The following is a 24,787-nucleotide window of genomic DNA, read 5'->3' on the forward strand; positions in this document are numbered from 1 at the left end:
CCTTCACTTGCCGGCGTAGAGCTGCCTGAGGACTTGCGTGGAGAGGTTGTCGCATGCCTTCATTAGTCGGTTGGGCATGAATTCATCAGTTCCAGCATCAGACGTCGCGTAGAAGATGTCGAAGCCCTCAGGCAGCACCTCCTCGCCGAAGAACGGAATCGTTCGCTGGTTCCAGCCCTTTACCTTGCCGTACTCCGTGTCCGTGATGAGCAGCGTCTTCATCGCAGGTTGGCCTTGGGTGCGCGCCTTCAGGTTGCGCAGGAACGTCCAAATGCCTGCCAGCTCCGGATTGCCGACCGGGTCGATGGCGGTGTCCTGGTAGTACATGTCTGAGCTGATGAAGGTCGCGTTGTCGCCCATCTTCTTGGCGACCGAGTGGATGGCTGTCGTCACGGCAACGCGATGCCCGTTCTGGAGCGTCATGCTGTTGGTGTCGATGCAGTACAGCTGGTCGTAGTCCCTCAGCACCTTCTCAATTCGCATGCACGCAGGTCCCGACCCTTGGTAGTACGCATGCAGGACTTTCTCCTTGCTCCCGCGCTCGTAGTACGTGGTCAGTGTGGAACTCGAGGGCGTGAGGGACTGCGACGCCAAGAAAAGCGAGGAGTGAATTCGCCCGAAGACGCTCACCTCGGATGTTGTCAGATTGATGTGGAGTTCCTGGGCAGCCACCTTGAACGGGAAATCCAGCTCAAGTCTGGTGAAGCGCTTTTGGCGAGGCTGCGAAGGTTTCTTGGGAAGGGTCACCTCCAGGCCACGAACGTTCAGGAGCCCGCCCCTCAGGTCATTCAGGGTGACAGCAAGCTGCTCGCCAGGAGGCATGTCCTGCGGAAAGCGGTGGATGAAAAGTTCCTCCTCACCAAACGCAGGCACTCTCATTGACTTTATAAGCTCCTGTCGCCGAGATGATGCGCGGCCTTCTCGACGCAGTCCACCTTGTACCGCTTGCGGCTACCTGATTGAGGGTTTCGCAACGACACGCCGCGGTCGTATGCCATGCAAAACGGCCGCACGAAGCGGCCGTTCCATCTGACATCGGCGCCTTAGAGCGCTGCGTCCTTGAGCTTCTTCAGCGGCCGCACCTTCAGTTTGGTCGTGGCGGGCTTGGCCTTGAAGATGGTCTCTTCCTTCGTGAAGGGATTGATACCCTTGCGCTCCTTCTTGGCCGGCACGGCGGTCGCCGTCACCTTCAGTAGGCCGGGCAGCACGAAAGCGCCGGCGCCCTTCTTGTTCACGGACGCAAGAACGGTTGCTTCCAGGGCAGCCATGACAGCCTTGACAGCCTTGGGCTCAACGCCAGACGTCTCGGCCAAATGGGAGGTGAGCCCAGTCTTGTTGAAGGCTTCCTTGATTGGCTTCATCGGTGCAGCTGCCGGCTTGGCGGACTTGGCGGCCTTGGGAGCGGCTTTGGACTTCGCGCCGGCGCGCACGGCAGTCTTCTTGACGGTGGGCTTGGACTTCTTTGCAGTTGCCATTGTTTTCTCGAGTTGCTTTGACCTCAGGACATCTGAGGTGGGCTGGATTCTATGGCGGTGCTTGCGCGCAAGAACTTGCATGCGGCTCGAGCGCCGCGTCACTTCCTCAGGCTTGGCACCAATGCCGCTCCAGCCGCCGCCAACAGCGCCCGCCTCGCCAAGAGCTGACTTTGTCGGCGGCGCCAACGTAGCGCGCGTTCGCGCAGGTTGAATCGACTGCTTTGCAGTCCCCGCCAGGCAAGGGGCTCACTTTGCATGCACGCAGCCTAGCGGCTCGACCAGCACTTGGACTCCCCAAGTTGAAGGGACGCCTGGTTCGAACGCGACTGCTTCGCCCGTTGTTAGGTGTGCGCTTTGCCAGTACTTGGCTGCTCAATGACCGCGTCAGGCATGGCGAACTCCTCCGAGCCACTCTCAATGGCGCGTCGAGCCTCACCCACGAAGAAGTCTTGGAGCTCCGCCCCTCTGACCTCCTCGTCGAACTTCGCCTTGAATTCATCGAAGTTGGTAGCGGTGCGCATCGCTTGGTTTAGCGCCGAGAGCACTCGCCTGTGTGAATGGAGTTCCGCGTCCAACCGGCGCTCCAGCTCGAACGACATCGTGCCTATCTGCGCTCCGCCGGCCTCCTGCCAGGCACGTTGCCGTCTGGCCTCGACTTCCAAGGTCGTAGTGGCCAGGTCGACTGCCTTCTCGCGGCGAACTCGGTCGCTCCACGCGAGCGGCGACTTCCACTCCTCGGATGCCGCAACCTCCCGCCTTGCCGCGTAGCGCTTAAGGCTCTCGCTGTTTGCAGGGTCAGCGACGTAGTCCTCCAGTGCCTTGACCGCCCATTCCGGGCAGTTGCGGCTGCTCTTGCGGCCCGGCGTTATGAGCCATGCCTGGACGGTGCGCTCAGACACCTTCCCGCCCGTCTTCTCACGGATGACGCTGGCTATAAGGTCGTTGTCACGCCCGAAGTGCCGGTCGATGACGGCGGTCAATCGCCACCGGCGCTGCTCTTGCTCGTTCTGCTGCATGGCGCACATTGTGCGCGCACATTGTGCGAAAAATCAAGGCCGCCAAATTTCCCGGGACCAGGCCAGTGAAGCTTCGAGGGCAGCCCTAGGAGAGGCCATGCTAGGGCCGGCAGTGTGCGTCTAACGGAAGCTGCATTGCGAGGTTCCACAGCCGCTAAGGCGGCTGTTCCACCCCGCCTGACCAAGGAACAGCCGGATAGAAAGAAACCGAAGAATCAGCTCGCCAGGTGGAGTGGATTCTTAAGCCACATAACGTGCTCGCAACCGCGGTACGGGTTGAGCGAACGCTCGAAGTACACGTCGGGCGAATCGACGTCGCCCAGCACGGACTTGGGCGTTTCCCAGATCACTTCGGTCTTCGGCGGCAGCGCGCCATCCTCGTCTTCGCCCTCCCAGCCATCGTCGAAAGCCTCGCGGGCATCGCGCTCGAACCGGTGCGGATGGCGGGTGGCCGTGCCCCGGCCCTTGATCGCCTCGACGGGGACTCGCTGATACTCCATGAACTGTATTTTCATACAGCATCCAACGTCATGCACTCATCAATGAATCCTGAATTTTCAAAACTTTCTGAAAACTCAGGCAGAATTGCTCCATGTCACTGCAAGACCACCTGCCACCGCTCTCGCGGGAGTTCGTGTCCCACTTCGGTGAGATGGGCAGCCGCTGGGGCATCAACCGCACGGTCGGCCAGATCTATGCGCTGATCTTCATCAGCGAGCGCTCGCTGAACGCCGACGAGATCGCCGAAGCGCTGGAGTTCTCGCGCTCCAACGTGAGCATGGGCCTGAAGGAGCTGCAGTCGTGGCGGCTGGTGCGGCTGAAACACCAGCCCGGCGACCGGCGCGAATACTTCGAAGCGCCGCAGGACGTGTGGGAGATCTTCCGCGTGCTGGCCGAGGAAAGGCGCCGGCGCGAGATCGAGCCCACGCTGTCGATGCTTCGCATGGCGCTGCTGCAGGACCCGGTGAACGAAGCCGACCGCCACGCGCAGGAGCGCATGCGCCAGATGCACGGCCTGATCGACCGCCTGATGACCTGGTTCGACGACGTGCAGAAGCTCGCGCCCGAAACGGCGATGCAGCTGATGGGGATGGGCGCCACGGTGACCAAGGTGCTCGAGTTCAAGGACCGCATGACCGGCAAATCGGCCGGCCGCACGAAGGAGTGACGCATGGACACCCTGCTGCTTTCGCGCATGCAGTTCGCTGCCAACATCAGCTTCCACATCCTGTTCCCGACCATCAACATCGCGCTGGCCTGGTTCCTGGTGTACTTCCGCATGCGCAACAACCGCGCGCACGGCACCGAGGAAGCCAGGCACTGGGAAGAGGCCTACTACCTGTGGACCAAGGTGTTCGCCCTCACCTTCGCGCTGGGCGTGGTGTCGGGCATCACCATGAGCTTCCAGTTCGGCACCAACTGGCCGGGCTTCATGGAGAAGGCCGGCAACATCGCCGGCCCGCTGCTCGGCTATGAAGTGCTGACGGCTTTCTTCCTGGAAGCGACCTTCCTCGGGATCATGCTGTTCGGCCGCTCGCGCGTGTCGGACCGGGTGCACCTGCTCGCTTCGCTGATGGTGGCGGGCGGCACCACGCTGTCGGCGTTCTGGATCCTCAGCCTGAACTCGTGGATGCAGACGCCGGCGGGCTACAAGATCATCGACGGCGTGATGCACGCGGACAGCTGGGTGTCCATCGTCTTCAACCCCTCATTCCCGTTCCGCCTGGCGCACAAGCTGCTGGCGTCGACCATCACGGCTTCGTTCCTGATCGCGGGCCTGTCCGCCTGGCAGTACCTGCGCCAGGCGCAGAACGGCGGCACCGCGAAGGCGCTGCGCACCGCGGTGACGGTGGCGGCCATCGCGGTGCCGCTGCAGATCGTGGCCGGCGACATGCACGGCCTGAACACGCTGCAGCACCAGCCGGCCAAGATCGCCGCCATCGAAGGCATCTGGCACACGGAGAAGCATGCGCCGCTGACGCTGTTCGGCTGGCCCAACGAAAAGGAAGGCCGCACCGACTACGCCATCCAGGTGCCGGGCCTCGCCAGCGTCATCCTCGCGCATGACCCGGAAGCGGAACTCAAGGGCCTGAACGAATTCCCGAACGCGCACCCACCCGTGGCGCCGGTGTTCTGGAGCTTCCGAGTGATGGTCGGCATGGGCGTGCTGATGCTGGCCGTCTCCTGGTGGTGCGCGCTCGCGCTGTGGCGGCACCGCAAGCGGGATTCGGCGCTGCCCTGGTCGCGCCCCCAGTTGTGGGTGCTGGCCGGCATGACCTTCGCCGGCTGGGTGGCCACGCTGGCGGGCTGGTGGGTCACCGAGATCGGGCGCCAGCCTTTCATCGTGTACGGCGTGCTGCGCACGGCCGACGTGGTGGCGGACCATCCGCCCGGGATGGTGCTGTCCACGCTGCTCGCGTACTTGTTCGTCTACGTGTTCCTGCTGCTCGCGTATGTCTTCGTGCTGGCGTACATGAGCACGCACCCCGCGCAGCCGACCGCCGAAACGCCGCAAAGCCCGAAGACCGCCATGCCCATCGGCGGCCCCGCCTGAAGGAGCGCACCATGGAATACAACTGGCCTACCCTGCTGCCGCTGGTGTTCATGGCGGTGATGGGTTTGTCGCTGCTCGCCTACGTGGTGCTGGACGGCTACGACCTCGGCGTCGGCCTGCTGCTGCCTTTCGCGCGGGACGACGAGAAGGACGTGATGGTTTCCAGCATCGGCCCGTTCTGGGACGCCAACGAAACCTGGCTGGTGCTGGGCGTGGGCGTGCTGCTGGTGGCTTTCCCGCGCGCGCACAGCCTGGTGCTCACGCACCTGTACCTGCCGGTGGCGGTGATGCTGATCGGGCTGATCCTGCGCGGCGTGTCGTTCGACTTCCGCGTCAAGGCGCACGCCGCGCGCAAGGCGCTGTGGAACCGCCTCTTCGCCCTCGGCTCGCTGATGGCCGCCATGGCGCAAGGCTGGATGCTGGGCAGCTATCTCACGGGCTTTGACATGGGCCCCTGGTCGCTGGCTTTTGCCGCGCTGATCGCGCTGACGCTGCCCACCGCGTACGCGATGCTGGGCGCGGGCTGGCTGATCATGAAGACCGGCGACGAGCTGCAGGCCAAGGCGGTGCGCTGGTCGCGCAAGGTGTTCTGGCCGATGGGGCTGGCGCTGCTGGCCATCTCGCTGTCGACGCCGGCCGTGAGCCCCACCGTGTTCAACCGCTGGTTCACGCTGCCGGCGCTGATCGGGCTGCTGCCCATCCCGGTGGCCTGCGCCGCCGCGCTGTACGCGACGTGGCACGTGGCGAACAAGCGCGAGATCGTGCAGGCGGGTTACGGCTGGATCGTTTTCGCCAGCACCGTGCTGATCTTCGTGATGGCTTTCCTGGGCCTGGCGTACAGCCTGTTCCCGTACATCGTGATCGACCGCATGACCGTCTGGCAGGCCGCCAGCGCGCACAAGTCGCTGGTGGTCATCTTCATCGGCGTGGCGATCACGCTGCCGGCGATCGTGGTCTACACGATCTTCATGTACCGGGTGTTCTGGGGACGAGCGACGGCGCTGAGTTACGGGGCGGAATGAAAACGGGAGCGGACTCCTTTACGCAGAGTCCGCGGAGGTGACGCAGAGATCGCAGAGGGAAAACCTTACAAGTCTTCTTTGCTTGCTCTGCGTCCTCTGCGCTCCCTCTGCGAACTTCGCGTAAGGGAGTCCGTATTCCTCAGGCCACCAACCGCCGCTTCGCGTCCTCGTACTCGCGCTTCAGCTTCGCGACGTAGTCGGCTGTGCTGCTCACGGAGGTGACGGCGGCTATGCCCTGGCCGCAGCCCCAGATGTCCTTCCAGGCTTTCTTGGCGCTGTCGCCGCCGCCGAAATTCATCTTGCTCGGGTCGCTCTCCGGCAGGTTGGCCGGGTCCAGGCCCGCGTTGCGGATGGACGGCGCCAGGTAGTTGCCGTGCACGCCGGTGAACAGGCTGGAGTACACGATGTCGTCGCTGCTGCCGTCGACGATGGCCTGCTTGTAGGCATCGGTGGCGCGCGCCTCCTGCGTGGCGATGAAGGCCGAGCCGATGTACGCGAAGTCGGCGCCCATCGCCTGCGCGGCCAGCACGGCGCCGCCGGTGGAGATGGAGCCGGACAGCGCCAGCGGGCCGTCGAACCACTGGCGGATCTCCTGGATCAGCGCGAACGGGCTCTTCACGCCCGCGTGGCCGCCGGCGCCGGCCGCCACCGCGATCAGGCCGTCGGCGCCCTTCTCCACCGCCTTGTGCGCGAAGGTGTTGTTGATGATGTCGTGCAGCACGATGCCGCCGTACGAATGGATGGCATCGTTGACGTCGGTGCGCGCGCCCAGCGACGTGATGATCACCGGCACCTTGTACTTCACCGCCATCTCCATGTCGTGCTCGAGCCGGTCATTGCTCTTGTGCACGATCTGGTTGATGGCGAAAGGCGCGGCCGGCTTGTCCGGGTGCGCGCGGTTGTGGGCGGCCAGCGTTTCCGTGATTTCGTGCAGCCACTCGTCCAGCTGCGACGCCGGGCGCGCGTTCAGCGCCGGCATCGAGCCGACGATGCCGGCCTTGCACTGCTCGATGACGAGCTTGGGGTTGCTGATGATGAAGAGCGGCGAGCCGATGACGGGCAGCGCGAGCTTGCTCAGGGCGGCGGGCAGTTGGCGCATGCTCAGAAAGCCTCCAGCGACAGGGCGGTGACGCTCTCGGCGCCTTCGACGATGGCGTCCCGCTGGCCCGAGGCACGGGCCAGGATGTGCTCGGCATAGAAGCGGGCGGTGGCGATCTTGGCTTCCATGAAAGCCTTGTCCTCGCCCTTGGCCGCCAGGTCCTCGGCCACCAGCAGCGATCGCGCCAGTTGCCAGCCCGCCACCAGGTTGCCCGCCAGCAGCAGGTAAGGCACCGAGCCCGCGAAAGCGGCGTTGGGGTTGCCCTTGGATTGCGAGGCGATGAAGTCCACGGCATCGGTGAAGGCCTTGCGCGCGGCGGACAGGCGCTTGAGCACCGCCTTGGCGGCGACGGAGTTGCGCTTGGCCAGTTCGCCTTCGGTCTTCTCCACCTGTGCCGCGATGGCGCGGGCCATCTGGCCGCCGTCGCGCGCCGTCTTGCGGCCCACCAGGTCGTTGGCCTGGATGGCGGTCGTGCCTTCGTAGATGGGCAGGATGCGCGCGTCGCGGTAATACTGCGCCGCGCCGGTCTCCTCGATGAAGCCCATGCCGCCGTGCACCTGCACGCCCAGCGAGGTGACTTCCAGGCTCATCTCGGTGCTGTAGCCCTTCACCAGCGGCACCATGAACTCGTAGAAAGCCTGGTTCTGCTTGCGCACTTCCGCGTCGGGATGGTGGTGCGCGGCGTCGTACGCCGCCGCGGCCGCGGTGGCCATCGCGCGGCAGCCTTCGGTCAGCGCGCGCATGGTCATCAGCATGCGCTTGACGTCGGGGTGGTGGATGATGGGCGCGCTGGCGGCGATGGAGCCGTCCACCGGCCGCGACTGCACGCGGTCCTTCGCGTACTCCACGGCCTTCTGGTACGCGCGCTCGGCCACCGAGATGCCCTGCACGCCCACCGCGTAGCGGGCGGCGTTCATCATGATGAACATGTACTCCAGGCCGCGGTTCTCCTGGCCCACGAGGTAGCCGATGGCGCCGCCGTGGTCGCCGTACTGCAGCACCGCGGTGGGCGAGGCCTTGATGCCCAGCTTGTGCTCGATGCTCACGCAGTGCACGTCGTTGCGTGCGCCCAGCGTGCCGTCCTGGTTCACCAGGAACTTGGGCACGACGAACAGGCTGATGCCCTTCACGCCTTCGGGCGCGCCCTGCACGCGCGCCAGCACCAGGTGCACGATGTTCTTCGTGAGGTCGTGCTCGCCGTAGGTGATGAAGATCTTGGTGCCGAAGACCTTGTACGTGCCGTCGGGCTGCGGCTCGGCGCGCGTGCGCACCAGCGCCAGGTCGCTGCCGGCCTGCGGCTCGGTGAGGTTCATGGTGCCGGTCCACTCGCCGCTCACCAGCTTCTCGAGGTAGGTGGCCTTCAGTTCGTCGGAGCCCGCGGTCAGCAGCGCCTCGATGGCGCCGTCGGTCAGCAGCGGGCACAGCGCGAAGCTGAGGTTGGCCGAGTTCAGCATCTCGACGCAGGCCGCGCCGATGGTCTTGGGCAGGCCCTGGCCGCCGAAGTCCGCCGGGTGCTGCAGGCCCTGCCAGCCGCCTTCGGCGTATTGCTTGTACGCGTCCTGGAAGCCCGGCGTGGTGGTGACCTGGCCGTCCTTCCAGCTGGACGGGTTCTCGTCGCCGGCCACGTTCAGCGGCGCGACGACTTCCTGGTTGAACTTCGCGCACTCTTCGAGCACGGCCTGGGCGGTGTCGAAGCCGGCTTCCTCGAAGCCGGGCAGCTTCGCGATCTCGTCGATGCCCGCCAGGTGGCGGATGTCGAACAGCATGTCCTTGACGGGGGCGCGGTAGCTCATGGTGTCTCCAGATGACGAATGACTTCGCTTCGCTCAATGACCTCGCCGCTGCGCGGCGTCAATGACGCGGCTGCGCCGCATACCCCCGTCATTTCGTCATCGAGACGGAACGTCGAGGTCATGCGGCGCAGCCGCGTCATTTGTCATGCGCTCAAAGCGCCTTCACGAGTTCCGGCACGGCCTGGAACAGGTCGGCCTCGAGCCCGTAGTCGGCCACGCTGAAGATCGGCGCTTCGGGGTCCTTGTTGATCGCGACGATCACCTTGGAGTCCTTCATGCCGGCCAGGTGCTGGATGGCGCCCGAGATGCCGGCGGCCACGTACAGCTGCGGCGCGACGATCTTGCCGGTCTGGCCGACCTGCAGGTCGTTGGGCGCATAGCCCGCGTCCACCGCGGCACGCGAAGCGCCGATGGCGGCGCCCAGCTTGTCGGCCAGCGGCGTCATCACTTCCTGGAACTTCTCGGCCGAGCCCAGCGCGCGGCCGCCCGAGACGACGATCTTGGCGGCAGTCAGCTCGGGACGGTCGCTCTTGGCGATCTCCTGACCGACGAAGCTGCTCTTGCCGCTGTCGGCGGAAGCGCCGGTGGTTTCGACGGCCGCGCTGCCACCCGTGGCGGCAGCGGCGTCGAAGCCCGTGGTGCGCACGGTGATCACCTTCACCGCGTCGGCGCTCTGCACCGTGGCGATGGCGTTGCCGGCGTAGATGGGACGCTCGAAGGTGTCGGGCGAATCGACCTTGGTGATGTCGCTGATCTGCGCGACATCCAGCTTGGCCGCCACGCGCGGCGCGACGTTCTTGCCGCCGGCGGTGGCCGGGAACAGGATGTGGCTGTAGTTGCCGGCGATGGCCAGCACCTGCGCGGCCACGTTCTCGGCCAGGCCGTGTGCCAGCGGTTCGCCGTCGGCGTGGATCACCTTGGCCACGCCCGCGATCTGCGCGGCGGCCTTGGCGGCTTCGCCCGCGTTGTGGCCGGCCACGAGCACGTGGACGTCGCCGCCGCAGGCCTTGGCCGCGGTGACGGTGTTGAGGGTCGCGGCCTTGATGGACGCGTTGTCGTGTTCGGCGATGACGAGGGCGGTCATGTTGTTCCTTGTTCGATGACGAATGACTTCGCTTCGCTCAATGACGAATGACGGTCATTCGTCATGCGCAGCGAAGCGCGCGGTCATTCGTCATTCAGATCACTTTGGCTTCGTTCTTCAGCTTGCTCACCAGCGTCGCGACGTCCGGCACCTTCACGCCCGCGCCGCGCTTGGGCGGCTCCGACACCTTCAGCGTCTTCAGGCGCGGCTTGGCGTCGACGCCCAGGTCGGCGGGGGTCACCGTGTCCAGCGTCTTCTTCTTGGCCTTCATGATGTTGGGCAGCGTGACGTAGCGCGGCTCGTTCAGGCGCAGGTCGGTGGTCACCACCGCCGGCAGCGAGATGGAGATGGTCTCCAGGCCGCCGTCCACTTCGCGCGTGACCTTGGCCTTGTCGCCTTCCACTTCCACCTTGGAAGCGAAGGTGGCTTGCGGCAGGTCGGCCAGCGCGGCCAGCATCTGGCCGGTCTGGTTGGCGTCGTCGTCGATGGCCTGCTTGCCCAGGATGATGAGGCCGGGCTGCTCCTTGTCGACCAGCGCCTTCAGCAGCTTGGCGACGGCCAGCGGCTGCAGTTCCTCGTCGGTCTGCACCAGGATGCCGCGGTCGGCGCCGATGGCCATGGCGGTGCGCAGGGTTTCCTGGCACTGCTGCACGCCGCACGAAACGGCGATGACCTCGGTGGCCACGCCCTTCTCCTTCAGGCGGACCGCCTCTTCGACCGCGATCTCGTCGAACGGGTTCATGCTCATCTTCACGTTGGCGATGTCCACACCCGTGTTGTCCGACTTGACGCGGACCTTCACGTTGTAGTCCACCACCCGCTTCACCGGGACGAGAACCTTCATCAGGGGAGCTCCTAAAAGGGGGCGAGTTGACGTTTACGTAAACCGGAAATTCTATGCCGCCAATGGCGAAGATGCCGGAGAAAAAAGAACGGTCGTTCGTTTTTGATTATAGGCAGGCGCCGAGGCAGCGCGGGCTCATCCGCAAGTTCTTTTGTCCTTGGGATGACATTGAGCCGACCGTACGGTCGGCGAATTCGGGAAAGTCTGGACCAGTGCGGGGCGGGCGCGACCGTACAGTGCGGCGTCGCATACGAACGAGGTTTCCCATGACTGCAAAGAAGCTCCTGCTGGCCGCGGCCTTCGGCCTGGCGGCGCTGCCGGCCCTGGCCCAGATCAAGGTGGGCGTCAGCATCTCCAGCACCGGCCCGGCCGCGTCGCTGGGCATCCCCGAGCGCAACGTGTTCGCCATCATGCCGCGCGAGATCGCGGGCAAGAAGGTCGATTACATCGTGCTGGACGACGCGTCCGACCCGGTGGCCGCGGTGAAGAACACCCGCAAGTTCGTGTCGGAGGACAAGGTCGACGTGATCCTCGGCTCGTCCATCACGCCCAACAGCCTGGCCATGATCGACGTCGCCGCCGAGTCCGAGACGCCGATGATCGCCATCGCCTCGTCGCTGCGCATCGTCGACCCCGTCGACGCCAAGCGCTTCTGGGTCTTCAAGACGCCGCAGAACGACGCCCACATGATGACCGCCATGTCCGAGCACATGGCCAACAACAACATCAAGACCGTCGGCCTGATCGGCTTCAACGACGCGTACGGCGAAGGCGTGATCAGCGAGTTCGGCAAGCTCGCGCCGGTGCGCAAGATCACCGTGGTGGCTTCGGAGCGCTACGCGCGCACCGACACCAGCGTCACGGGCCAGGTGCTCAAGCTGGTCGCTGCCAACCCCGACGCGATCATGATCGCGGCTTCGGGCACGCCGGCCGCCCTGCCCGCCAAGGCGCTCAAGGAGCGCGGCTACAAGGGCAAGATCTACTTCACCGACGGCGTGATCAACGACGACTTCCTGCGCGTGGGCGGCAAGGACATCGAGGGCGCCTTCCTGCCCGCCGGCCCGTTCGTGGTGGCCAGGCAGCTGCCCGACAGCAACCCGATCAAGAAGGTCTCGCTCGACTTCATCAAGCTGCACGACAGCAAGTACCCGCCGGGCACGGCCAACTCGTTCTCGGCCCACGCGTGGAACACCTACCTGATGCTGCAGCGCGCCGTGCCCGAGGCGCTGAAGAAGGCCCAGCCCGGCACCAAGGAGTTCCGCCGCGCGCTGCGCGACTCGCTGGAAGGCATCAAGGAACTGGTCACCACGCACGGCGTGATGAACATGAGCAAGACCGACCACATGGGCTTCGACCAGCGCGCGCGCGTGATGGTCGTCATCCAGAACGGCACCTGGAAACTGGCGCAGTAAGCTCGCGCTTTCCTTCCCCAGCAGCGGGCGCTGCCGTGCAGGCAGCGCCCGTTGTCACGTTGAGCCTTCATGGACGCATCGATAGCGCTGATCCTGGCCCAGGACGGCATCACCACCGGCGCGGTCTACGCGCTGCTCGCCGTCGGCCTGGTGCTGGTGTTCGCGGTCACGCGCGTCATCTTCATCCCGCAGGGTGAGCTGGTCGCGTACGGCGCGCTCACCATCGCCGCGATGCAGGCCGGGCAGCGCCCCGCCACCGCCTGGCTGCTCGCCATCACCGGGCTCGCCGTCCTCGCGAAGGACCTGTGGGGCGCGTTCGGCCCCCGCCGCGCGCAGCAGGCGCCCGGGCAGCTCGTGCGTTCCCTGCTCGCGAACCTGGTGCTGCCGCTGGCCATCCTGGCGCTCACCTGGTTCCTGCCGCTGCAGTCGCTGCCGCTGCCCGCGCAGGCCGCGCTGACGCTGGCCATCGTGGCGCCGCTGGGTCCCATGATGTACCGCCTGGCGTATGAGCCGCTGGCGAACGCCAGCGTGCTGGTGCTGCTGATCGTCTCGGTCGCCGCCCACTTCATGCTGCTGGGCCTGGGCCTGGTGATGTTCGGCGCGGAAGGCGTGCGCTCGCAGTCCTTCTCCGACCTGCGCATCGAAGTGGGTCCGCTGATGCTCACCGGCCAAGGCCTGTCGGTCATCGGCGCTTCGCTGCTGATCATGGCGGCGCTGTCGCTTTTCTTCGCCCGCACGCTGCCGGGCAAGGCGCTGCAGGCCACCGCCGTCAACCGCCTCGGCGCCCAGCTCATGGGCATCGAGGTCGCGCGCACCGGCCAGCTGGCTTTCCTGCTCGCCGGCCTGATCGGCGCGTTCTCGGGCGTGCTGATCGGACCGGTGACCACGCTGTACTACGACTCGGGCTTCCTCATCGGGCTGAAAGGTTTCGTCGCGGCCATCATCGGCGGCCTCGCCAGCTACCCGGTCGCCGCCGCGGGTGCACTGCTGGTCGGATTGATCGAGGCCTACGCCTCGTTCGCCGCCAGCGCGTACAAGGAAGTGCTGGTCTTCACGCTCATCGTCCCCGTGCTCGCCTGGCGTTCGCTCGCCGGCCACGGCCTGCTGGAGGACGAAGAGGAATGAAGACGCCCCGCACCGCCCGCCTCGGGTTGCTGGTCTGGGCGGCGTGCATGGCCCTCGCGGCCTTCGCACCCGTGCCCGAGTTCTGGATCACGCTGGCCAACTACATCGGCCTGGCCGCGCTCGTGGCGCTCGGCCTGGTGCTGCTGACCGGCATCGCCGGCATGACTTCGTTCGGCCAGGCCGCGTTCGTGGGCCTGGGCGCCTATGCCACCGCCGTGCTCACCACGCAGTTCGATGCTTCGCCATGGCTGGGCCTCGTCGCGGGCCTGGCCGTCGTGGTGCTGTGCGCATCCGCCCTCGGTGTGATCACCATGAGGCTGTCCGGCCACTACCTGCCGCTGGGCACCATCGCCTGGGGACTGAGCCTGTTCTACCTGTTCGGCAACCTGGAAGTGCTGCGCAAGTTCGACGGCATCACCGGCATCCCGCCCATCGCCATCGGCCGCTGGCAGGTGGAATCGGGCCGCGGGCTGTACCTGCTGATCTGGGGCGCGGTGGCACTGTGCGTGCTCGCGGTGCTGAACCTGCTGGACTCGCGCACCGGCCGCGCCATCCGCGCGCTGCGCGGCGGCGTGGTCATGGCGGAATCGTCGGGCGTGCACACCGCCCGCATGCGCCTGCTCGCCTTCGTGCTGGCCGCGGTTCTCGCCGCGGTCTCGGGCTGGCTGTATGCGCACCTGCAGCGCGCGGTGAACCCCACGCCTTTCGGCATCAACGCCAGCATCGGTTATCTGTTCATGGCGGTGGTCGGTGGCGCGTCCTCCGTGTGGGGCGCGCTCACCGGCGCGGTGCTCGTCACCGTGCTGGGCGACTGGCTGCAGGACATCCTGCCGCGCCTGCTGGGGCAGACCGGCAACTTCGAAGTCATCGTTCTGGGCGCGCTGCTGATCCTGCTGCTGCAGCGCGCGCCCGGCGGGCTGTGGCCGCTGCTGCTGCGCGCGGTGCACGGCCGCCGGCGCGGCAAGGACCACCCGCTATTGCCCGAGCCCACCGGCGCGCGCGTGCGCCATCTGGCGCAACCGCTGCCGCGCCGCGCGCAGCCCGCGGCCGGCCAGGTGGTGCTCGAGGTGAAGGCTGCGCGCAAGGAATTCGGCGGCCTGGTCGCCGTCAACGACGTCAGCTTCACGCTGAAGGCCGGCGAGATCCTTGGCCTGATCGGCCCGAACGGTGCCGGCAAGAGCACGATGTTCAACCTGGTGAGCGGCGTGCTGCCGCTCACGCGCGGCGAGGTGCATTTCCTCGGCCGGCGCGTCGACGGCCAGGCTTCGCGCACCCTGGCGCGCGAAGGCATGGCGCGCACCTTCCAGCACGTGCGCCTGCTCAAGACCATGAGCGTGCTGGAGAACGTCGCCATCGGCGCGCATCTGCGCGGCCACCACGGCTGGGTGCCGGCGGTGCTGCGCACCAACCGCAAGGAAGAAGCCAGCCTTCTCGCCGAAGCCCAGGCGCAGCTCGATCGCGTGGGCCTGGGCGGCCTCGCGCTGCGCGAAGCCGGCAGCCTGGCGCTGGGCCAGCAGCGCATCCTGGAGATCGCCCGCGCGCTGTGCGCCGACCCCGCCCTGCTGCTGCTGGACGAACCCGCCGCCGGCTTGCGTCACCAGGAAAAGCAGGCGCTGGCCGCGCTGCTGCGGCAGCTGCGCAGTGAAGGCGTGAGCATCCTGCTGGTGGAACACGACATGGATTTCGTGATGGGCCTGGTCGACCGCCTGGTGGTGATGGACTTCGGCACCCGCATCTGCGAAGGCGTGCCCGCCGAGGTGCGGCGCGACCCGAAGGTGATCGAGGCTTACCTGGGGAGCGTGGAATGAACGCGCCCATCCTTCGCGTCAGCGATTTCTGCGTCGACTACGGCCAGGTGCGCGCGCTGGACGGCGCCGCGCTGGACGTCGGCCCCGGCCGCATCGTCACGGTCATCGGCCCCAACGGCGCCGGCAAGTCCACCCTGCTCAACGCCATCATGGGCGTGCTGCCCGCCGCGCAAGGCAGCGTGCAATTCCTCGGCGCCGACGAGCGCGGCACCATCGAAGCCCGCGTGCGGCGCGGCATGAGCCTGGTGCCCGAGAAGCGCGAGCTGTTCGCCACCATGACCGTGGAAGACAACCTGCGCCTGGGCGCCTGGGTGCGCCCCGACGTGCGCGAAGGCGGCGTGCAGGCCACGCAGGCCGAGGTCTTCCGCCTGTTCCCGCGCCTGGAGGAACGCCGGCGCCAGCTGGCCGGCACGCTGTCGGGCGGCGAGCGCCAGATGCTGGCCATCGGCCGCGCGCTCATGGCCCGGCCGAAGCTGCTGATGCTGGACGAGCCCAGCCTGGGGCTGGCGCCGCTGGTGGTGCGCGAGATCTTCCGCATCATTTCGGGCCTGCGCGACAGCGGCGTGGGCATCCTGCTGGTGGAACAGAACGCGCGCGCCGCGCTGCAGGTGGCCGACCACGGCTACGTGCTGGAGACCGGCCGCATCACGCTGCAAGGCCCGGCCGCCGAGCTGATGCACGACCCGCGCGTGGCCGCGACCTACCTGGGGCTGGGCTCGGGCGGCTGAAGGGCCACCGGCCCGCGCACCTGCACCACGCGCTGCGGGTACGGGATGTCGATGCCCGCGGCGCGCAGTGACGCCAGCAGCGCCAGGTTCACCTGCGACCGCACGTTGGCCTGCGCCGTGGGGTTGCGGATCCAGTACTGCACGTGGAACTCCAGCGCGTCGGCGCCGAACTTCACCAGCCGCGCCACCGGCGCGGGGTCCTGCATCACGCCGTCGGCGCTGGCGGCCGCCTCCACCAGCAGGCGCATCACCTGGCCGACGTCGCTGTCGTAGCCGACGCCGACGTCGGTGGTCAGCAGCATCTTCGGGTCGATGAGCGTCAGGTTCTCGATGCGCTCGGTGATGAGCTTTTCGTTCGGCACGATGGACTCGCGGCCGTTCACCGACCGGATCAGCGTGTAGCGGGTCTTGATGTCGACCACCGTGCCCTCGAACGAGTCCACCTTCACCACGTCGCCGATGCGCAGGCTGCGCTCGAACAGGATGACGAAGCCGCTGACGTAGTTGGACGCCAGCTTCTGCAGGCCGAAGCCCAGGCCGACGCCCAGCGCGCCGCCCAGCACCGACAGTGCCGTCAGGTCCACGCCCACGGCGGACAGCACGAACAGCGCGCCCACCAGCAGCAGCGCGGAGCGCACGACGTTGGAAGCCACCTTGCGCAGCGACAGATCGTGCACCGCCTGGTTCAGCACGCGCTTTTCCAGCACGGCCGAGATCCACAGCGCGGCCAGCAGCATGACGCCCGCCGACAGCGTGCCGTCGATGAGCGTCAGCACGCTGATGTGCGACTTGCCGATGGCCAGGTGGATGTCGTCCAGTTCCGAGCGCACCTGCGGCAGCACGCCCAGCACCCACAGCACCGCGGCGATCCACGCCAGCCAGGAGAACACGCGCTCCACCAGCCGCGCGATCGCCGAATGCGGGAAAGCGATGGCCAGCACGCGAGCGATGAAGCGGATGCCCGCCAGCGACACCAGCACCGGCACGGCCAGCTTCAGCAGCACCACGGGCTGCCACACGGCGACGATCTTCACCGCGGCATAGGTCAGGCCCAGCGCCACCAGCGGGAAAGCCAGCCCGTCCACGATGCCGCGGCCGAACCAGACGGAATCGGGCCGGTGCCGGCGCCCCACCACGTGACAGAGCCCGAAGGCGGCCAGCAGGCAGCCCAGCAGCACGGCCACTTCGACGGGCATGCCCGGATGCTGCAGGTCGTGCAGCAGTTTCTCGATCGGATTCATTCGCGCGGCGGTCAGGACCAGTTCGGCTTGCGTTTCTCGGTGAAGGCGGCGACGCCTTCCTGCGCGCAGCCGTCGATCATGTTCACCGCCATGGTCTGCGAAGCCAGCTGGTACGCAGCCTCGGTGCCCAGCTCGCGCTGGCGGTAGAACAGGTCCTTGCCCATGGCCAGCGCCTTGCGCGGCTTGGCCAGGATGCTGGCGACCAGCGATTCGACTTCGGCGTCCAGCCGGTCCGGCGCCACGGCGCGATTGACCAGGCCGCGCTGCTTCGCCTCGTCGGCCGAGATGAAGTCGCCGGTGACCAGCATCTCCATCGCCTGCTTGGGCGCGACGTTGCGCAACAGCGGCACGCTGGGCGTGGCGCAGAACAGGCCGAAGTTCACGCCGCTGACGGCGAACTTCGCGTCGGTGGACGCCACGGCCAGGTCGCACTGCGCCACCAGTTGGCAGCCTGCCGCGGTGGCGATGCCGTGCACGCGCGCGATCACCGGCACCGGCAGTTTCTGGATGGCCAGCATCACGCGGCTGCAGCGGTTGAACAACTGCTGGTAGTAGGCCAGCTCGGGCCGCGCGATCATTTCCTTCAGGTTGTGGCCGGGGCAGAAAGCCTTGCCGGCCGCGGCGATCACCACGGCGCGCAACTGGTCGTCGCCGGCCAGGCGGTCGAACGCCGACTGCAGCGCGTCGAGCATCTCCTCGCCCAGCGCGTTGAAGTTCGCGGGGCGGTTCATGGTCAGCGTGGCGACGCCGCGCGCGTCGCGGCTCACCAGCAGGGGGGCATCGTTGTCACTCATCAGCTTTCCTCCACTCGCGAGGGCGAATGACGAATGACAAATGACTTGGCCGCTGCGCGGCCGGGATGACTTCATTTGTCATCGACGCCGAAGGCAAGGTCATTTGTCATCTCACAAATCTGCCAGCACGCGCACATGCGCTTCGACGCTGCGGCCCAGCGCGTCCAGGTTGTAGCCGCCTTCCAGGGTGGAAACGATGCGGCCTTTCGAGAAACGCCGGGCCACGCCCTTGATGCGGCCGGTGATCCAGGCGTAGTCCTGCTCGGTCAGGCCCAGCTGGCCCAGGTCGTCCTCGCGGTGCGCGTCGAAGCCGGCGCTGATGAACACCATCTCGGGCTGGAACTCTTCCAGCTTGGGCATCCAGAACATCTCGATCATTTCGCGGATCGCCATGCCGCGCGTGTACGCGGGCACCGGAAAGTTGGCCATGTTGGCCGCCGCCGGCGGATCGCCGCTGTACGGGTAGAACGGGTGCTGGAAGAAGCCCACCATCAGCACGCGCGGATCGCCCGCCAGGATGTCCTCGGTGCCGTTGCCGTGGTGCACGTCGAAGTCGACGATGGCCACGCGTTGCAGCCCATGCCGGTCGAGCGCATAGCGCGCGGCGACGGCGACGTTGTTGAAGAAGCAGAACCCCATCGCGTGGTCGCGGCAGGCGTGGTGGCCGGGCGGGCGGACGGCGCAGAAGGCGTTCTCCAGCTCGCCCGCCATGACCGCGTCCACCGCGGCCAGCGAGGCGCCCGCGGCATGCAGCGCGGCGTCCCAGGTGTGGGCGTTCAGCGCGGTGTCGGGGTCGATCTGGGCGTAGGCGCTGCCGCCGGCAGCCACCTGCTCGGCCAGTTCCTCCTTCAGTCCCCGCATGGCGGCCACGTGCAGCTTGTCGTGCGCCAGTTCCAGATCGGCCGGGGAGGCAGCCGGCGCCTGGCGGCGGTCCAGCGCGTCGGCGACACCGGTGACCAGCAGGCGGTCGTCGATCGCGTCCAGCCGCTCCGGGCATTCCGGGTGGCCGGGGCCCATCTCGTGCTTGCGGCACGACGGGTGGCTGAAATACCCGGTCTTGTTCGCACTCATGGGATGGCGGGCACGAAAATTCGATTAACGTCATGCCCCTGATGGAAGCACAACAAAAACTCAAGGCGCTGCTGGACCAGCTTAACACGGTGATCGTGGGCAAACCCGGCCAGGTGCGCGATTGCGTGGCGTGCCTGCTCGCCGGCGGCCACCTGCTGATCGAGGACGTGCCGGGCGTGGGCAAGACGACGCTGGCGCACGCGCTCGCACGGGCGTTCGGCCTGCATTTCTCGCGCGTGCAGTTCACGGCCGACCTGATGCCCAGCGACCTCTCGGGCGTGTCGGTGTACGAGCGCGGCAAAGAAGCGTTCGTCTTCCACCCCGGCCCCATCTTCGCCCAGGTGCTGCTGGCCGACGAGATCAACCGCGCCAGCCCCAAGACGCAAAGCGCGCTGCTGGAAGCGATGGAGGAAAAGCAGGTCACGGTGGAAGGCGAGACGCGCGCGCTGCCCACGCCGTTCTTCGTCATCGCCACGCAGAACCCGCACGACCAGCTGGGCACCTTCGCGCTGCCCGAATCGCAGCTGGACCGCTTCCTGATGCGCATCTCGCTGGGCTACCCCGATCGCGAGGCCGAGCGGCAGCTGCTGGCCGGCGCGGACCGCCGCGACATGGTGGTGGGCATGCGCAACACGCTCACGCCTATCGACCTGGACTGGCTGCAGCGCCAGGTGCTGCAGGTGCATGCGGCGGAGCCGCTGCTCAACTACGTGCAGGACCTGGTGGCGGCCACGCGCTCGGGCCGCTGGTTCCTGCAGGGCCTGTCGCCGCGCGCGGGCATCGCGCTGGTGCGCGCGGCCAAGGCGCAGGCGCTGCTGTCCGGCCGCGACTACGTCGCGCCCGACGACGTTCAGGCCGTGCTGCCGCAGACTATCGCGCACCGCCTGGTGCCGGTGGGCGACGCCGGCCGCGGGCCGGTGGAGCAGGTGCGGGCGATGATGGAAGCCGTTGCACTGCCCTGATGACAAATGACTTCGCCTTCGGCGTCGATGACGAATGACAGAGTCATCCCGGCTGCGCAGCAGCCGAGTCATTCGTCATTCGTCATGCTGAACCCGCTCGCGCAAATCCGGCGCCGCTTCCGCGCCTGGTGGCAGGCGCGGCTGCCGCTGTCGGACACCCTCACGCTCACGCAGCGCAACGTCTACATCCTGCCCACGCGTCCCGGCCTGATGCTGGCGGCCACGCTGCTGGTGCTGCTGGTCGCATCCATCAACTACCAGCTCAACCTGGGCTACCTGCTCACCTTCCTGCTGGCGGGCAGCGCGGTGGTGGGCATGCACGTGTGCCACGCCACGCTGCGCGGGCTGACCCTGGCGCTGTCGCCGCCCGATCCCGTGTTCGCCGGCCAGAACGCGCCGCTGCGCATCCTGCTGACCAACGAACGCAAGTCGCCGCGCTTCGGCATCGGCCTGGCCGTGCTGGACGCCGACCACGACGACCGCTGGGCGTGGACCGACGTACCGCGGCAATCCACGGCCACCGTCTCCGTCGCCTTCCAGCCGCAGCGCCGCGGCCTGCACCACGTGCCGCCGCTGACGGCGGAGACGCGCTTTCCGCTGGGAACCTTCCGCGTGTGGACCGTGTGGCGGCCCGCCGCGCAGGTGCTGGTGTACCCCTCGCCCGAGCCGCTTCCGCCGCCGCTGCCCGAAGGCGAGCCGCGGCCCGGCACCGCCGGCCCTTCGCGCGTGCAGAACGCGGGCGAGTTCGACGGCGTGCGCGGCTACCGCCGGGGCGACCCGCTGAAGCTGGTGGTGTGGAAGAAGGCCGCCAAGTCCGACGAGCTGGTCAGCCGCGACACGCAGCAGTCGCAGCGCCGCGAGCTGTGGCTGGACTTCAGCCGCTGCGGCCCCAACGACAGCGAGGCTCGCATCGCGCGCCTGGCGGCCTGGGTGGTGCAGGCCGACAAGCTGGGCCTGGACTACGGCCTGCGCCTGCCCGGCGTCGAGATCCGGCCCGAAAGCGGCGAAGCGCACCGCCGCCGTTGCCTGGAGGCGCTGGCGCTGTGCTGACCTGGTTGCGCTCCCTGCCGCGCGACACGCGCGACACGCTGTTCCTGCTGGGGGTCATCGCCTGGGTGGTGCTGCCGCAGGTGCCGCAGCTGCCGTGGTGGTGCAGCGCGCTCACCGCGGCGCTGCTCCTGTGGCGCGGCGTGCTGGCGGTGCGCAACGCGCCCCTGCCAGGCACGCGCTGGGTGCTGGCGCTGCTGGCCGCCACCGTCGCGGCCACGTTCATCTCGCACCGCACGGTGCTCGGCCGCGACGCGGGCGTGACGCTCATCGTGGTGCTGCTGGCCCTGAAGACCCTGGAGCTGCGCGCGCGGCGCGACGCGTTCGTGGTGTTCTTCCTCGGCTTCTTCACCATGCTCACCAACTTCTTCAATTCGCAGTCCCTGCTGACCGCGGCGGCGATGCTGGTGGGCCTGCTGGGGCTGCTGACGGCGCTGGTGAACGCACACATGCCGGTGGGCAAGCCGCCGCTCGCGTATGCCGCGCGCACCGCGGGCACGATGGCGCTGCTGGGCGCGCCCATCATGGTGGTGCTGTTCATGCTGTTCCCGCGCCTGGCACCGCTGTGGGGCATCCCCAGCGACGGCATGACCGGCCGCAGCGGTCTTTCGTCCACCATGCAGCCGGGCACCGTGGCGCAGCTTGCGCTGGACGACAGCATCGCGATGCGGGTGAAGTTCGAAGGCGGCGTGCCGCCCGCGGCCGAGCTGTATTTCCGCGGCCCGGTGCTGTCGCAGTTCGACGGCCGCGAGTGGCGCCCCCTCATGCAGCGCATGGCCGCCTACTCCGCGGCACTGCTGCCGCCCACCGACCTGCAACCGATCGGCGAGCCGGTGCGCTACACCGTGACGCTGGAGCCGAACAACCGGCCCTGGCTGCTGGTGATGGACGCCGCCGTGTCGCCGCCCACCGGCCCCGGCGTGGACGCCTTCAGCGGCGGCGAACTGCAGTGGATCTCGCCGCGCCCAGTCACCGACCTGCTGCGCTACACGGTCACCAGCGCCGTGGACTACCGCGCCGGCGCCGGAGGCCGCCCTCCCCCGCCGCAGTACCGCGAGCTGCCCGCTTCGTACAACCCGCGCACGCAGGCCCTGGCCGCCGAGCTGATGCGCAGCGTGCCCGGCGGTCCCGCGAACAAGCCCGCGCTGGTGCAGGCGGCGCTGGAGCGGCTGCGCACCGGCGGCTACACGTACACGCTGGAGCCGGGGGTGTACGGCGACCACACGGCCGACGAGTTCTGGTTCGACCGCAAGCAAGGCTTCTGCGAGCACATCGCCTCGGCTTTCGCGGTGCTGATGCGGGGCATGGACATCCCGGCGCGCATCGTCACCGGCTACCAGGGCGGCGAACTCAACGCGGTGGACGGCTGGTGGACGCTGCGCAACAGCGACGCGCACGCGTGGACCGAGGTGTGGCTGGCGGGACGCGGCTGGGTGCGCGTGGACCCCACGTCCATGGTCGCGCCGTCGCGCACCGGCTCGCTGCAAAGGCTGCGTCCGCCGCAGAACGCGTTCACGACCGCCCTGGGCAACGTCAGCCCCGGCGCGCTGGCGCAGCTGCGGCAAGCCTGGGAAGCCGTGAACAACCGCTGGAACCAGTGGGTGCTGAACTACACGCAAAGCAAGCAGCTGGACCTGCTGCGCAACCTGGGCTTCGAGTCGCCCAGCTGGCAGGACCTGAGCTACGTGCTGATCGGCATCGTGGTGCTGGTGGCGCTGGCCGGCGCGGCCTGGGCGCAATGGGAACGCAGCCGGCAAGACCCGTGGCTGCGCCTTCTCGCGCGCGTGCGCCACAAGCTCGTCGACGCCGGCGTGCAATTGCCCGCCAGCGCGGGCCCGCGCCAGATGGCGCAGGCCGTCACCAACCGTTTCGGCGCCGAGGGCGCCGCGCTGGCAGACTGGCTGCTGCGCCTGGAAGCGCAGCGCTACGCACCGCGAGCGCCCGTGCCGCTGCCCTCGCTGCAGCGTGAACTGAACCGCCTGTCCTGGCCCGCTTTCCGATGATCCGATCCGCCCGCCTTCTCGCGGTGGCGCTCGCCGCGCCGCTCGCGTTCGCAGCTCCGCCCGCCCGGCATGCCCCGCCGCCGAAGGTCAAGGTGGCTGCACCCGCGCGTCAGGGGACGCCCTACGCCGGCCGCGACGACGCGATGCAGTTCGCCGACGAAGTCGCGCAGCGCCAGTCGCTCGACCCGGCCTGGACGCGCGCCGCCATCGCCCAGGCCCGCATGCTGCCCGTCGTCGTCCGCCTGATGCAGCCGGCGCCCACGGGCACGCCCAAGAACTGGGCCGCGTACCGCTCGCGCTTCATCGACCCCGTGCGCATCCAGGCCGGCGTGCGGTTCTGGCAGGACAACCGCGCCACGCTGGAACGCGCGGAAGCCGAGTACGGCGTGCCGCCCGAGATCGTGGTCGGCATCGTCGGCGTGGAAACCATCTACGGCCAGCAGATGGGCAACTTCCGCGTGCTGGATGCGCTGGCCACGCTGGCTTTCGACTTTCCCCCTTCGCATCCGCGCGCCGACGAGCGCACGAAATTCTTCCGCAACGAACTGGAGCAGTTCCTCGCGCTGCAGAAGCAGATGGGCGTCGACCCGGGCCGCGCGCTGGGCAGCTACGCGGGCGCGATGGGCATGCCGCAGTTCATGCCCAGCAGCTGGGCGCGCTGGGCGGTGGACTTCGACGGCGACGGCCGCATCGACCTGTGGCGCAGCCCCGCCGACGTGATCGGCTCCGTCGCCAACTACTTCAAGGCGTTCGGCTGGAAGCCGGGCATGCCCACTTACTACCCGGTGACTTTCGACCTGGAAAGGCTGGACAAGGACGCGCTGCTCGCGCCCGACATCCTGCCCACCTTCAGCGTGCCGTCGTTCCTGGCCAAGGGCGCCTTGCTGGAAGGCGACGCGGTCAACCACGAAGGCCCGCTCGCCCTGATCGAACTGCAGAACGGCAGCGACCCGCCGACCTACGTGGCCGGCACCGAAAACTTCTACGTGATCACGCGCTACAACTGGTCCAGCTACTACGCGATGGCGGTCATCGAGCTGGGCCGCGAGGTGCGCGAAGCCATGCAGCGGGGCGGCTCTTGAATTTCACCCTTTCTTCCTGGCAGCGCCTGTGGGGCGAACTGGGCGCGGCGCAGGCCAGCGGCGGCCTGATGAACCAGCTGGTGGCCGCCTGGGGCGAGCGCCGGCGGCACTACCACACGCTGCAGCACCTGCGCGAATGCCTGGCCAATTTCGAGGCGGCGGCCATGCTGGCGCGCCGGCCCGCGGAAGTGGAGCTGGCGCTGTGGTTCCACGACGCGGTGTACGACCCAGAGCGCGACGACAACGAGGAGCGCAGCGCCGAGTGGGCTGCCGCCAGCATCCGCGCCGCGGGCTGCGCCGACGAGGTCGCGCAGCGCGTGCGCGCGCTGGTGATGGCGACCCAGGGACATGGCGTGCCCGCCGGCGATCCCGACACCGACCTGCTGCTGGACATCGACCTGTCGATCCTGGGCGCGGCGCCCGCGCGCTTCGACGAGTACGAGCAGCAAATCCGCAAGGAGTACGCGCACGTGCCGGATGCTGCGTTCCGCGAACGCCGGCGCGCCGTGCTGCAAAGCTTCCTGCAGCGGCCGGCGATCTATCGCACCGAAGCGTTCCGTGCCGCGCTGGAAGACAAGGCGCGCGGCAACCTGCGCCGCTCGCTCGAAAAGCTCACGGCCGCCTGAA

General features: G+C 67.9%; 23 protein-coding genes and 1 pseudogene. 12 read left to right on the forward strand and 12 right to left on the reverse strand.

Annotated features, from left to right (window positions below; all coding sequences use genetic code 11):
- Positions 1–3: 3 nt before the first annotated feature.
- The 4 genes and pseudogenes from EZ216_RS07385 to EZ216_RS07400 form a co-directional block, all read right to left on the reverse strand.
- On the reverse strand, positions 4–879 hold the full coding sequence (locus EZ216_RS07385; RefSeq protein ID WP_135249041.1) for a hypothetical protein: 876 nt from the start codon (positions 877–879) through the stop codon (positions 4–6).
- A gap of 164 nt (positions 880–1,043) precedes the next feature.
- Positions 1,044–1,475, reverse strand: a complete 432-nt coding sequence (locus EZ216_RS07390) for an HU family DNA-binding protein (protein WP_135249143.1) — start codon at positions 1,473–1,475, stop codon at positions 1,044–1,046.
- A gap of 341 nt (positions 1,476–1,816) precedes the next feature.
- Entirely contained in the window at positions 1,817–2,491 is a 675-nt protein-coding gene (locus tag EZ216_RS07395; protein WP_135249042.1) for a hypothetical protein, read from the reverse strand.
- Positions 2,492–2,745: 254 nt separating this feature from the next.
- Positions 2,746–2,991: pseudogene (locus EZ216_RS07400) on the reverse strand (PA0069 family radical SAM protein); the annotation flags it as partial.
- Positions 2,992–3,083: 92 nt separating this feature from the next.
- On the opposite strand from EZ216_RS07400, the gene EZ216_RS07405 reads away from it, so the two are divergent.
- Genes EZ216_RS07405 through EZ216_RS07415 form a run of 3 tightly spaced genes read left to right on the forward strand, consistent with a single transcriptional unit; the run spans position 3,084 to position 6,067 of the window.
- Positions 3,084–3,659 carry a GbsR/MarR family transcriptional regulator gene (locus EZ216_RS07405; protein WP_135249044.1) on the forward strand — a complete coding sequence of 192 codons (576 nt, stop codon included), beginning with the start codon at positions 3,084–3,086 and terminating at the stop codon, positions 3,657–3,659.
- Between the two features lie 3 nt (positions 3,660–3,662).
- Positions 3,663–5,045: a cytochrome ubiquinol oxidase subunit I gene (locus EZ216_RS07410; RefSeq protein WP_135249045.1), complete on the forward strand. Its 1,383-nt coding sequence runs from the start codon at positions 3,663–3,665 to the stop codon at positions 5,043–5,045.
- An 11-nt stretch (positions 5,046–5,056) separates the two neighbouring features.
- On the forward strand, positions 5,057–6,067 hold the full coding sequence (locus tag EZ216_RS07415; RefSeq protein WP_135249046.1) for a cytochrome d ubiquinol oxidase subunit II: 1,011 nt from the start codon (positions 5,057–5,059) through the stop codon (positions 6,065–6,067).
- A 139-nt stretch (positions 6,068–6,206) separates the two neighbouring features.
- On the opposite strand, the gene EZ216_RS07420 is transcribed toward EZ216_RS07415, so the two are convergent.
- The 5 genes from EZ216_RS07420 to EZ216_RS07435 form a co-directional block, all read right to left on the reverse strand.
- Complete coding sequence (locus EZ216_RS07420; RefSeq protein WP_135249047.1) at positions 6,207–7,166, reverse strand: NAD(P)H-dependent flavin oxidoreductase; 960 nt, start codon at positions 7,164–7,166, stop codon at positions 6,207–6,209.
- Positions 7,167–7,168: 2 nt separating this feature from the next.
- Positions 7,169–8,959, reverse strand: a complete 1,791-nt coding sequence (locus tag EZ216_RS07425) for an acyl-CoA dehydrogenase (RefSeq protein WP_135249048.1) — start codon at positions 8,957–8,959, stop codon at positions 7,169–7,171.
- Positions 8,956–9,099 carry a hypothetical protein gene (locus EZ216_RS21605; protein ID WP_205959626.1) on the reverse strand — a complete coding sequence of 48 codons (144 nt, stop codon included), beginning with the start codon at positions 9,097–9,099 and terminating at the stop codon, positions 8,956–8,958. The genes EZ216_RS07425 and EZ216_RS21605 overlap by 4 nt, the downstream gene beginning before the upstream one ends.
- Before the next feature lie 11 nt (positions 9,100–9,110).
- Positions 9,111–10,043, reverse strand: coding sequence for an electron transfer flavoprotein subunit alpha/FixB family protein (locus tag EZ216_RS07430; protein ID WP_135249049.1), 933 nt, complete (start codon positions 10,041–10,043; stop codon positions 9,111–9,113).
- A 94-nt stretch (positions 10,044–10,137) separates the two neighbouring features.
- Entirely contained in the window at positions 10,138–10,887 is a 750-nt protein-coding gene (locus EZ216_RS07435) for an electron transfer flavoprotein subunit beta/FixA family protein (protein WP_135249050.1), read from the reverse strand.
- 266 nt (positions 10,888–11,153) lie between these two features.
- Here EZ216_RS07435 and EZ216_RS07440 point away from each other — a divergent pair, with 266 nt between their 5' ends.
- The 4 genes from EZ216_RS07440 to EZ216_RS07455 all read left to right on the forward strand — a co-directional run bounded on the left by EZ216_RS07440 (position 11,154) and on the right by EZ216_RS07455 (position 15,960).
- The gene (locus EZ216_RS07440; RefSeq protein ID WP_135249051.1) at positions 11,154–12,299 is read left to right on the forward strand and encodes an ABC transporter substrate-binding protein; all 1,146 of its coding nucleotides are present in this window, start codon (positions 11,154–11,156) and stop codon (positions 12,297–12,299) included.
- Positions 12,300–12,368: 69 nt separating this feature from the next.
- The gene (locus EZ216_RS07445) at positions 12,369–13,424 is read left to right on the forward strand and encodes a branched-chain amino acid ABC transporter permease (RefSeq protein ID WP_135249052.1); all 1,056 of its coding nucleotides are present in this window, start codon (positions 12,369–12,371) and stop codon (positions 13,422–13,424) included.
- Positions 13,421–15,232, forward strand: a complete 1,812-nt coding sequence (locus EZ216_RS07450; RefSeq protein ID WP_135249053.1) for a branched-chain amino acid ABC transporter ATP-binding protein/permease — start codon at positions 13,421–13,423, stop codon at positions 15,230–15,232. Before EZ216_RS07445 ends, EZ216_RS07450 begins: the two co-directional genes overlap by 4 nt.
- Positions 15,229–15,960: an ABC transporter ATP-binding protein gene (locus EZ216_RS07455; RefSeq protein ID WP_135249054.1), complete on the forward strand. Its 732-nt coding sequence runs from the start codon at positions 15,229–15,231 to the stop codon at positions 15,958–15,960. Before EZ216_RS07450 ends, EZ216_RS07455 begins: the two co-directional genes overlap by 4 nt.
- On the opposite strand, the gene EZ216_RS07460 is transcribed toward EZ216_RS07455, so the two are convergent.
- The 3 genes from EZ216_RS07460 to EZ216_RS07470 all read right to left on the reverse strand — a co-directional run bounded on the left by EZ216_RS07460 (position 15,933) and on the right by EZ216_RS07470 (position 19,066).
- The gene (locus tag EZ216_RS07460) at positions 15,933–17,201 is read right to left on the reverse strand and encodes a mechanosensitive ion channel family protein (RefSeq protein WP_135249055.1); all 1,269 of its coding nucleotides are present in this window, start codon (positions 17,199–17,201) and stop codon (positions 15,933–15,935) included. The two genes, EZ216_RS07455 and EZ216_RS07460, sit on opposite strands and share 28 nt — an antisense overlap.
- A gap of 11 nt (positions 17,202–17,212) precedes the next feature.
- Positions 17,213–17,995: an enoyl-CoA hydratase gene (locus EZ216_RS07465; RefSeq protein ID WP_135249056.1), complete on the reverse strand. Its 783-nt coding sequence runs from the start codon at positions 17,993–17,995 to the stop codon at positions 17,213–17,215.
- Between the two features lie 111 nt (positions 17,996–18,106).
- Entirely contained in the window at positions 18,107–19,066 is a 960-nt protein-coding gene (locus EZ216_RS07470) for a histone deacetylase family protein (RefSeq protein ID WP_135249057.1), read from the reverse strand.
- A gap of 41 nt (positions 19,067–19,107) precedes the next feature.
- Between EZ216_RS07470 and EZ216_RS07475 the strand changes: the two genes are divergently transcribed.
- The 5 genes from EZ216_RS07475 (at position 19,108) to EZ216_RS07495 (ending at position 24,786) form a co-directional block, all read left to right on the forward strand.
- Positions 19,108–20,028, forward strand: a complete 921-nt coding sequence (locus tag EZ216_RS07475) for an AAA family ATPase (RefSeq protein WP_135249058.1) — start codon at positions 19,108–19,110, stop codon at positions 20,026–20,028.
- Positions 20,029–20,112: 84 nt separating this feature from the next.
- Positions 20,113–21,078, forward strand: a complete 966-nt coding sequence (locus tag EZ216_RS07480; RefSeq protein WP_135249059.1) for a DUF58 domain-containing protein — start codon at positions 20,113–20,115, stop codon at positions 21,076–21,078.
- The gene (locus tag EZ216_RS07485; RefSeq protein WP_135249060.1) at positions 21,072–23,078 is read left to right on the forward strand and encodes a transglutaminase TgpA family protein; all 2,007 of its coding nucleotides are present in this window, start codon (positions 21,072–21,074) and stop codon (positions 23,076–23,078) included. Before EZ216_RS07480 ends, EZ216_RS07485 begins: the two co-directional genes overlap by 7 nt.
- Positions 23,075–24,160 (forward strand): lytic murein transglycosylase B, encoded by a 1,086-nt coding sequence (mltB, locus tag EZ216_RS07490; protein ID WP_135249061.1) that lies wholly within the window; start codon positions 23,075–23,077, stop codon positions 24,158–24,160. Before EZ216_RS07485 ends, mltB begins: the two co-directional genes overlap by 4 nt.
- On the forward strand, positions 24,157–24,786 hold the full coding sequence (locus EZ216_RS07495) for an HD domain-containing protein (RefSeq protein ID WP_135249062.1): 630 nt from the start codon (positions 24,157–24,159) through the stop codon (positions 24,784–24,786). Before mltB ends, EZ216_RS07495 begins: the two co-directional genes overlap by 4 nt.
- The last annotated feature ends 1 nt before the right edge of the window (position 24,787 follow it).

Source organism: Ramlibacter humi (assembly GCF_004681975.1).
Lineage (GTDB): Bacteria > Pseudomonadota > Gammaproteobacteria > Burkholderiales > Burkholderiaceae_C > Ramlibacter > Ramlibacter humi.

Bases quoted from the DNA above. Each gene is read 5' to 3' on its own strand.
- EZ216_RS07385 (WP_135249041.1), bottom strand. From the start codon at position 879: ATGAGAGTGCCTGCGTTTGGTGAGGAGGAACTTTTCATCCACCGCTTT.
- EZ216_RS07390 (WP_135249143.1), bottom strand. From the start codon at position 1,475: ATGGCAACTGCAAAGAAGTCCAAGCCCACCGTCAAGAAGACTGCCGTG.
- EZ216_RS07395 (WP_135249042.1), bottom strand. From the start codon at position 2,491: ATGCAGCAGAACGAGCAAGAGCAGCGCCGGTGGCGATTGACCGCCGTC.
- EZ216_RS07405 (WP_135249044.1), top strand. From the start codon at position 3,084: ATGTCACTGCAAGACCACCTGCCACCGCTCTCGCGGGAGTTCGTGTCC.
- EZ216_RS07410 (WP_135249045.1), top strand. From the start codon at position 3,663: ATGGACACCCTGCTGCTTTCGCGCATGCAGTTCGCTGCCAACATCAGC.
- EZ216_RS07415 (WP_135249046.1), top strand. From the start codon at position 5,057: ATGGAATACAACTGGCCTACCCTGCTGCCGCTGGTGTTCATGGCGGTG.
- EZ216_RS07420 (WP_135249047.1), bottom strand. From the start codon at position 7,166: ATGCGCCAACTGCCCGCCGCCCTGAGCAAGCTCGCGCTGCCCGTCATC.
- EZ216_RS07425 (WP_135249048.1), bottom strand. From the start codon at position 8,959: ATGAGCTACCGCGCCCCCGTCAAGGACATGCTGTTCGACATCCGCCAC.
- EZ216_RS21605 (WP_205959626.1), bottom strand. From the start codon at position 9,099: ATGACGCGGCTGCGCCGCATGACCTCGACGTTCCGTCTCGATGACGAA.
- EZ216_RS07430 (WP_135249049.1), bottom strand. From the start codon at position 10,043: ATGACCGCCCTCGTCATCGCCGAACACGACAACGCGTCCATCAAGGCC.
- EZ216_RS07435 (WP_135249050.1), bottom strand. From the start codon at position 10,887: ATGAAGGTTCTCGTCCCGGTGAAGCGGGTGGTGGACTACAACGTGAAG.
- EZ216_RS07440 (WP_135249051.1), top strand. From the start codon at position 11,154: ATGACTGCAAAGAAGCTCCTGCTGGCCGCGGCCTTCGGCCTGGCGGCG.
- EZ216_RS07445 (WP_135249052.1), top strand. From the start codon at position 12,369: ATGGACGCATCGATAGCGCTGATCCTGGCCCAGGACGGCATCACCACC.
- EZ216_RS07450 (WP_135249053.1), top strand. From the start codon at position 13,421: ATGAAGACGCCCCGCACCGCCCGCCTCGGGTTGCTGGTCTGGGCGGCG.
- EZ216_RS07455 (WP_135249054.1), top strand. From the start codon at position 15,229: ATGAACGCGCCCATCCTTCGCGTCAGCGATTTCTGCGTCGACTACGGC.
- EZ216_RS07460 (WP_135249055.1), bottom strand. From the start codon at position 17,201: ATGAATCCGATCGAGAAACTGCTGCACGACCTGCAGCATCCGGGCATG.
- EZ216_RS07465 (WP_135249056.1), bottom strand. From the start codon at position 17,995: ATGAGTGACAACGATGCCCCCCTGCTGGTGAGCCGCGACGCGCGCGGC.
- EZ216_RS07470 (WP_135249057.1), bottom strand. From the start codon at position 19,066: ATGAGTGCGAACAAGACCGGGTATTTCAGCCACCCGTCGTGCCGCAAG.
- EZ216_RS07475 (WP_135249058.1), top strand. From the start codon at position 19,108: ATGGAAGCACAACAAAAACTCAAGGCGCTGCTGGACCAGCTTAACACG.
- EZ216_RS07480 (WP_135249059.1), top strand. From the start codon at position 20,113: ATGCTGAACCCGCTCGCGCAAATCCGGCGCCGCTTCCGCGCCTGGTGG.
- mltB (WP_135249061.1), top strand. From the start codon at position 23,075: ATGATCCGATCCGCCCGCCTTCTCGCGGTGGCGCTCGCCGCGCCGCTC.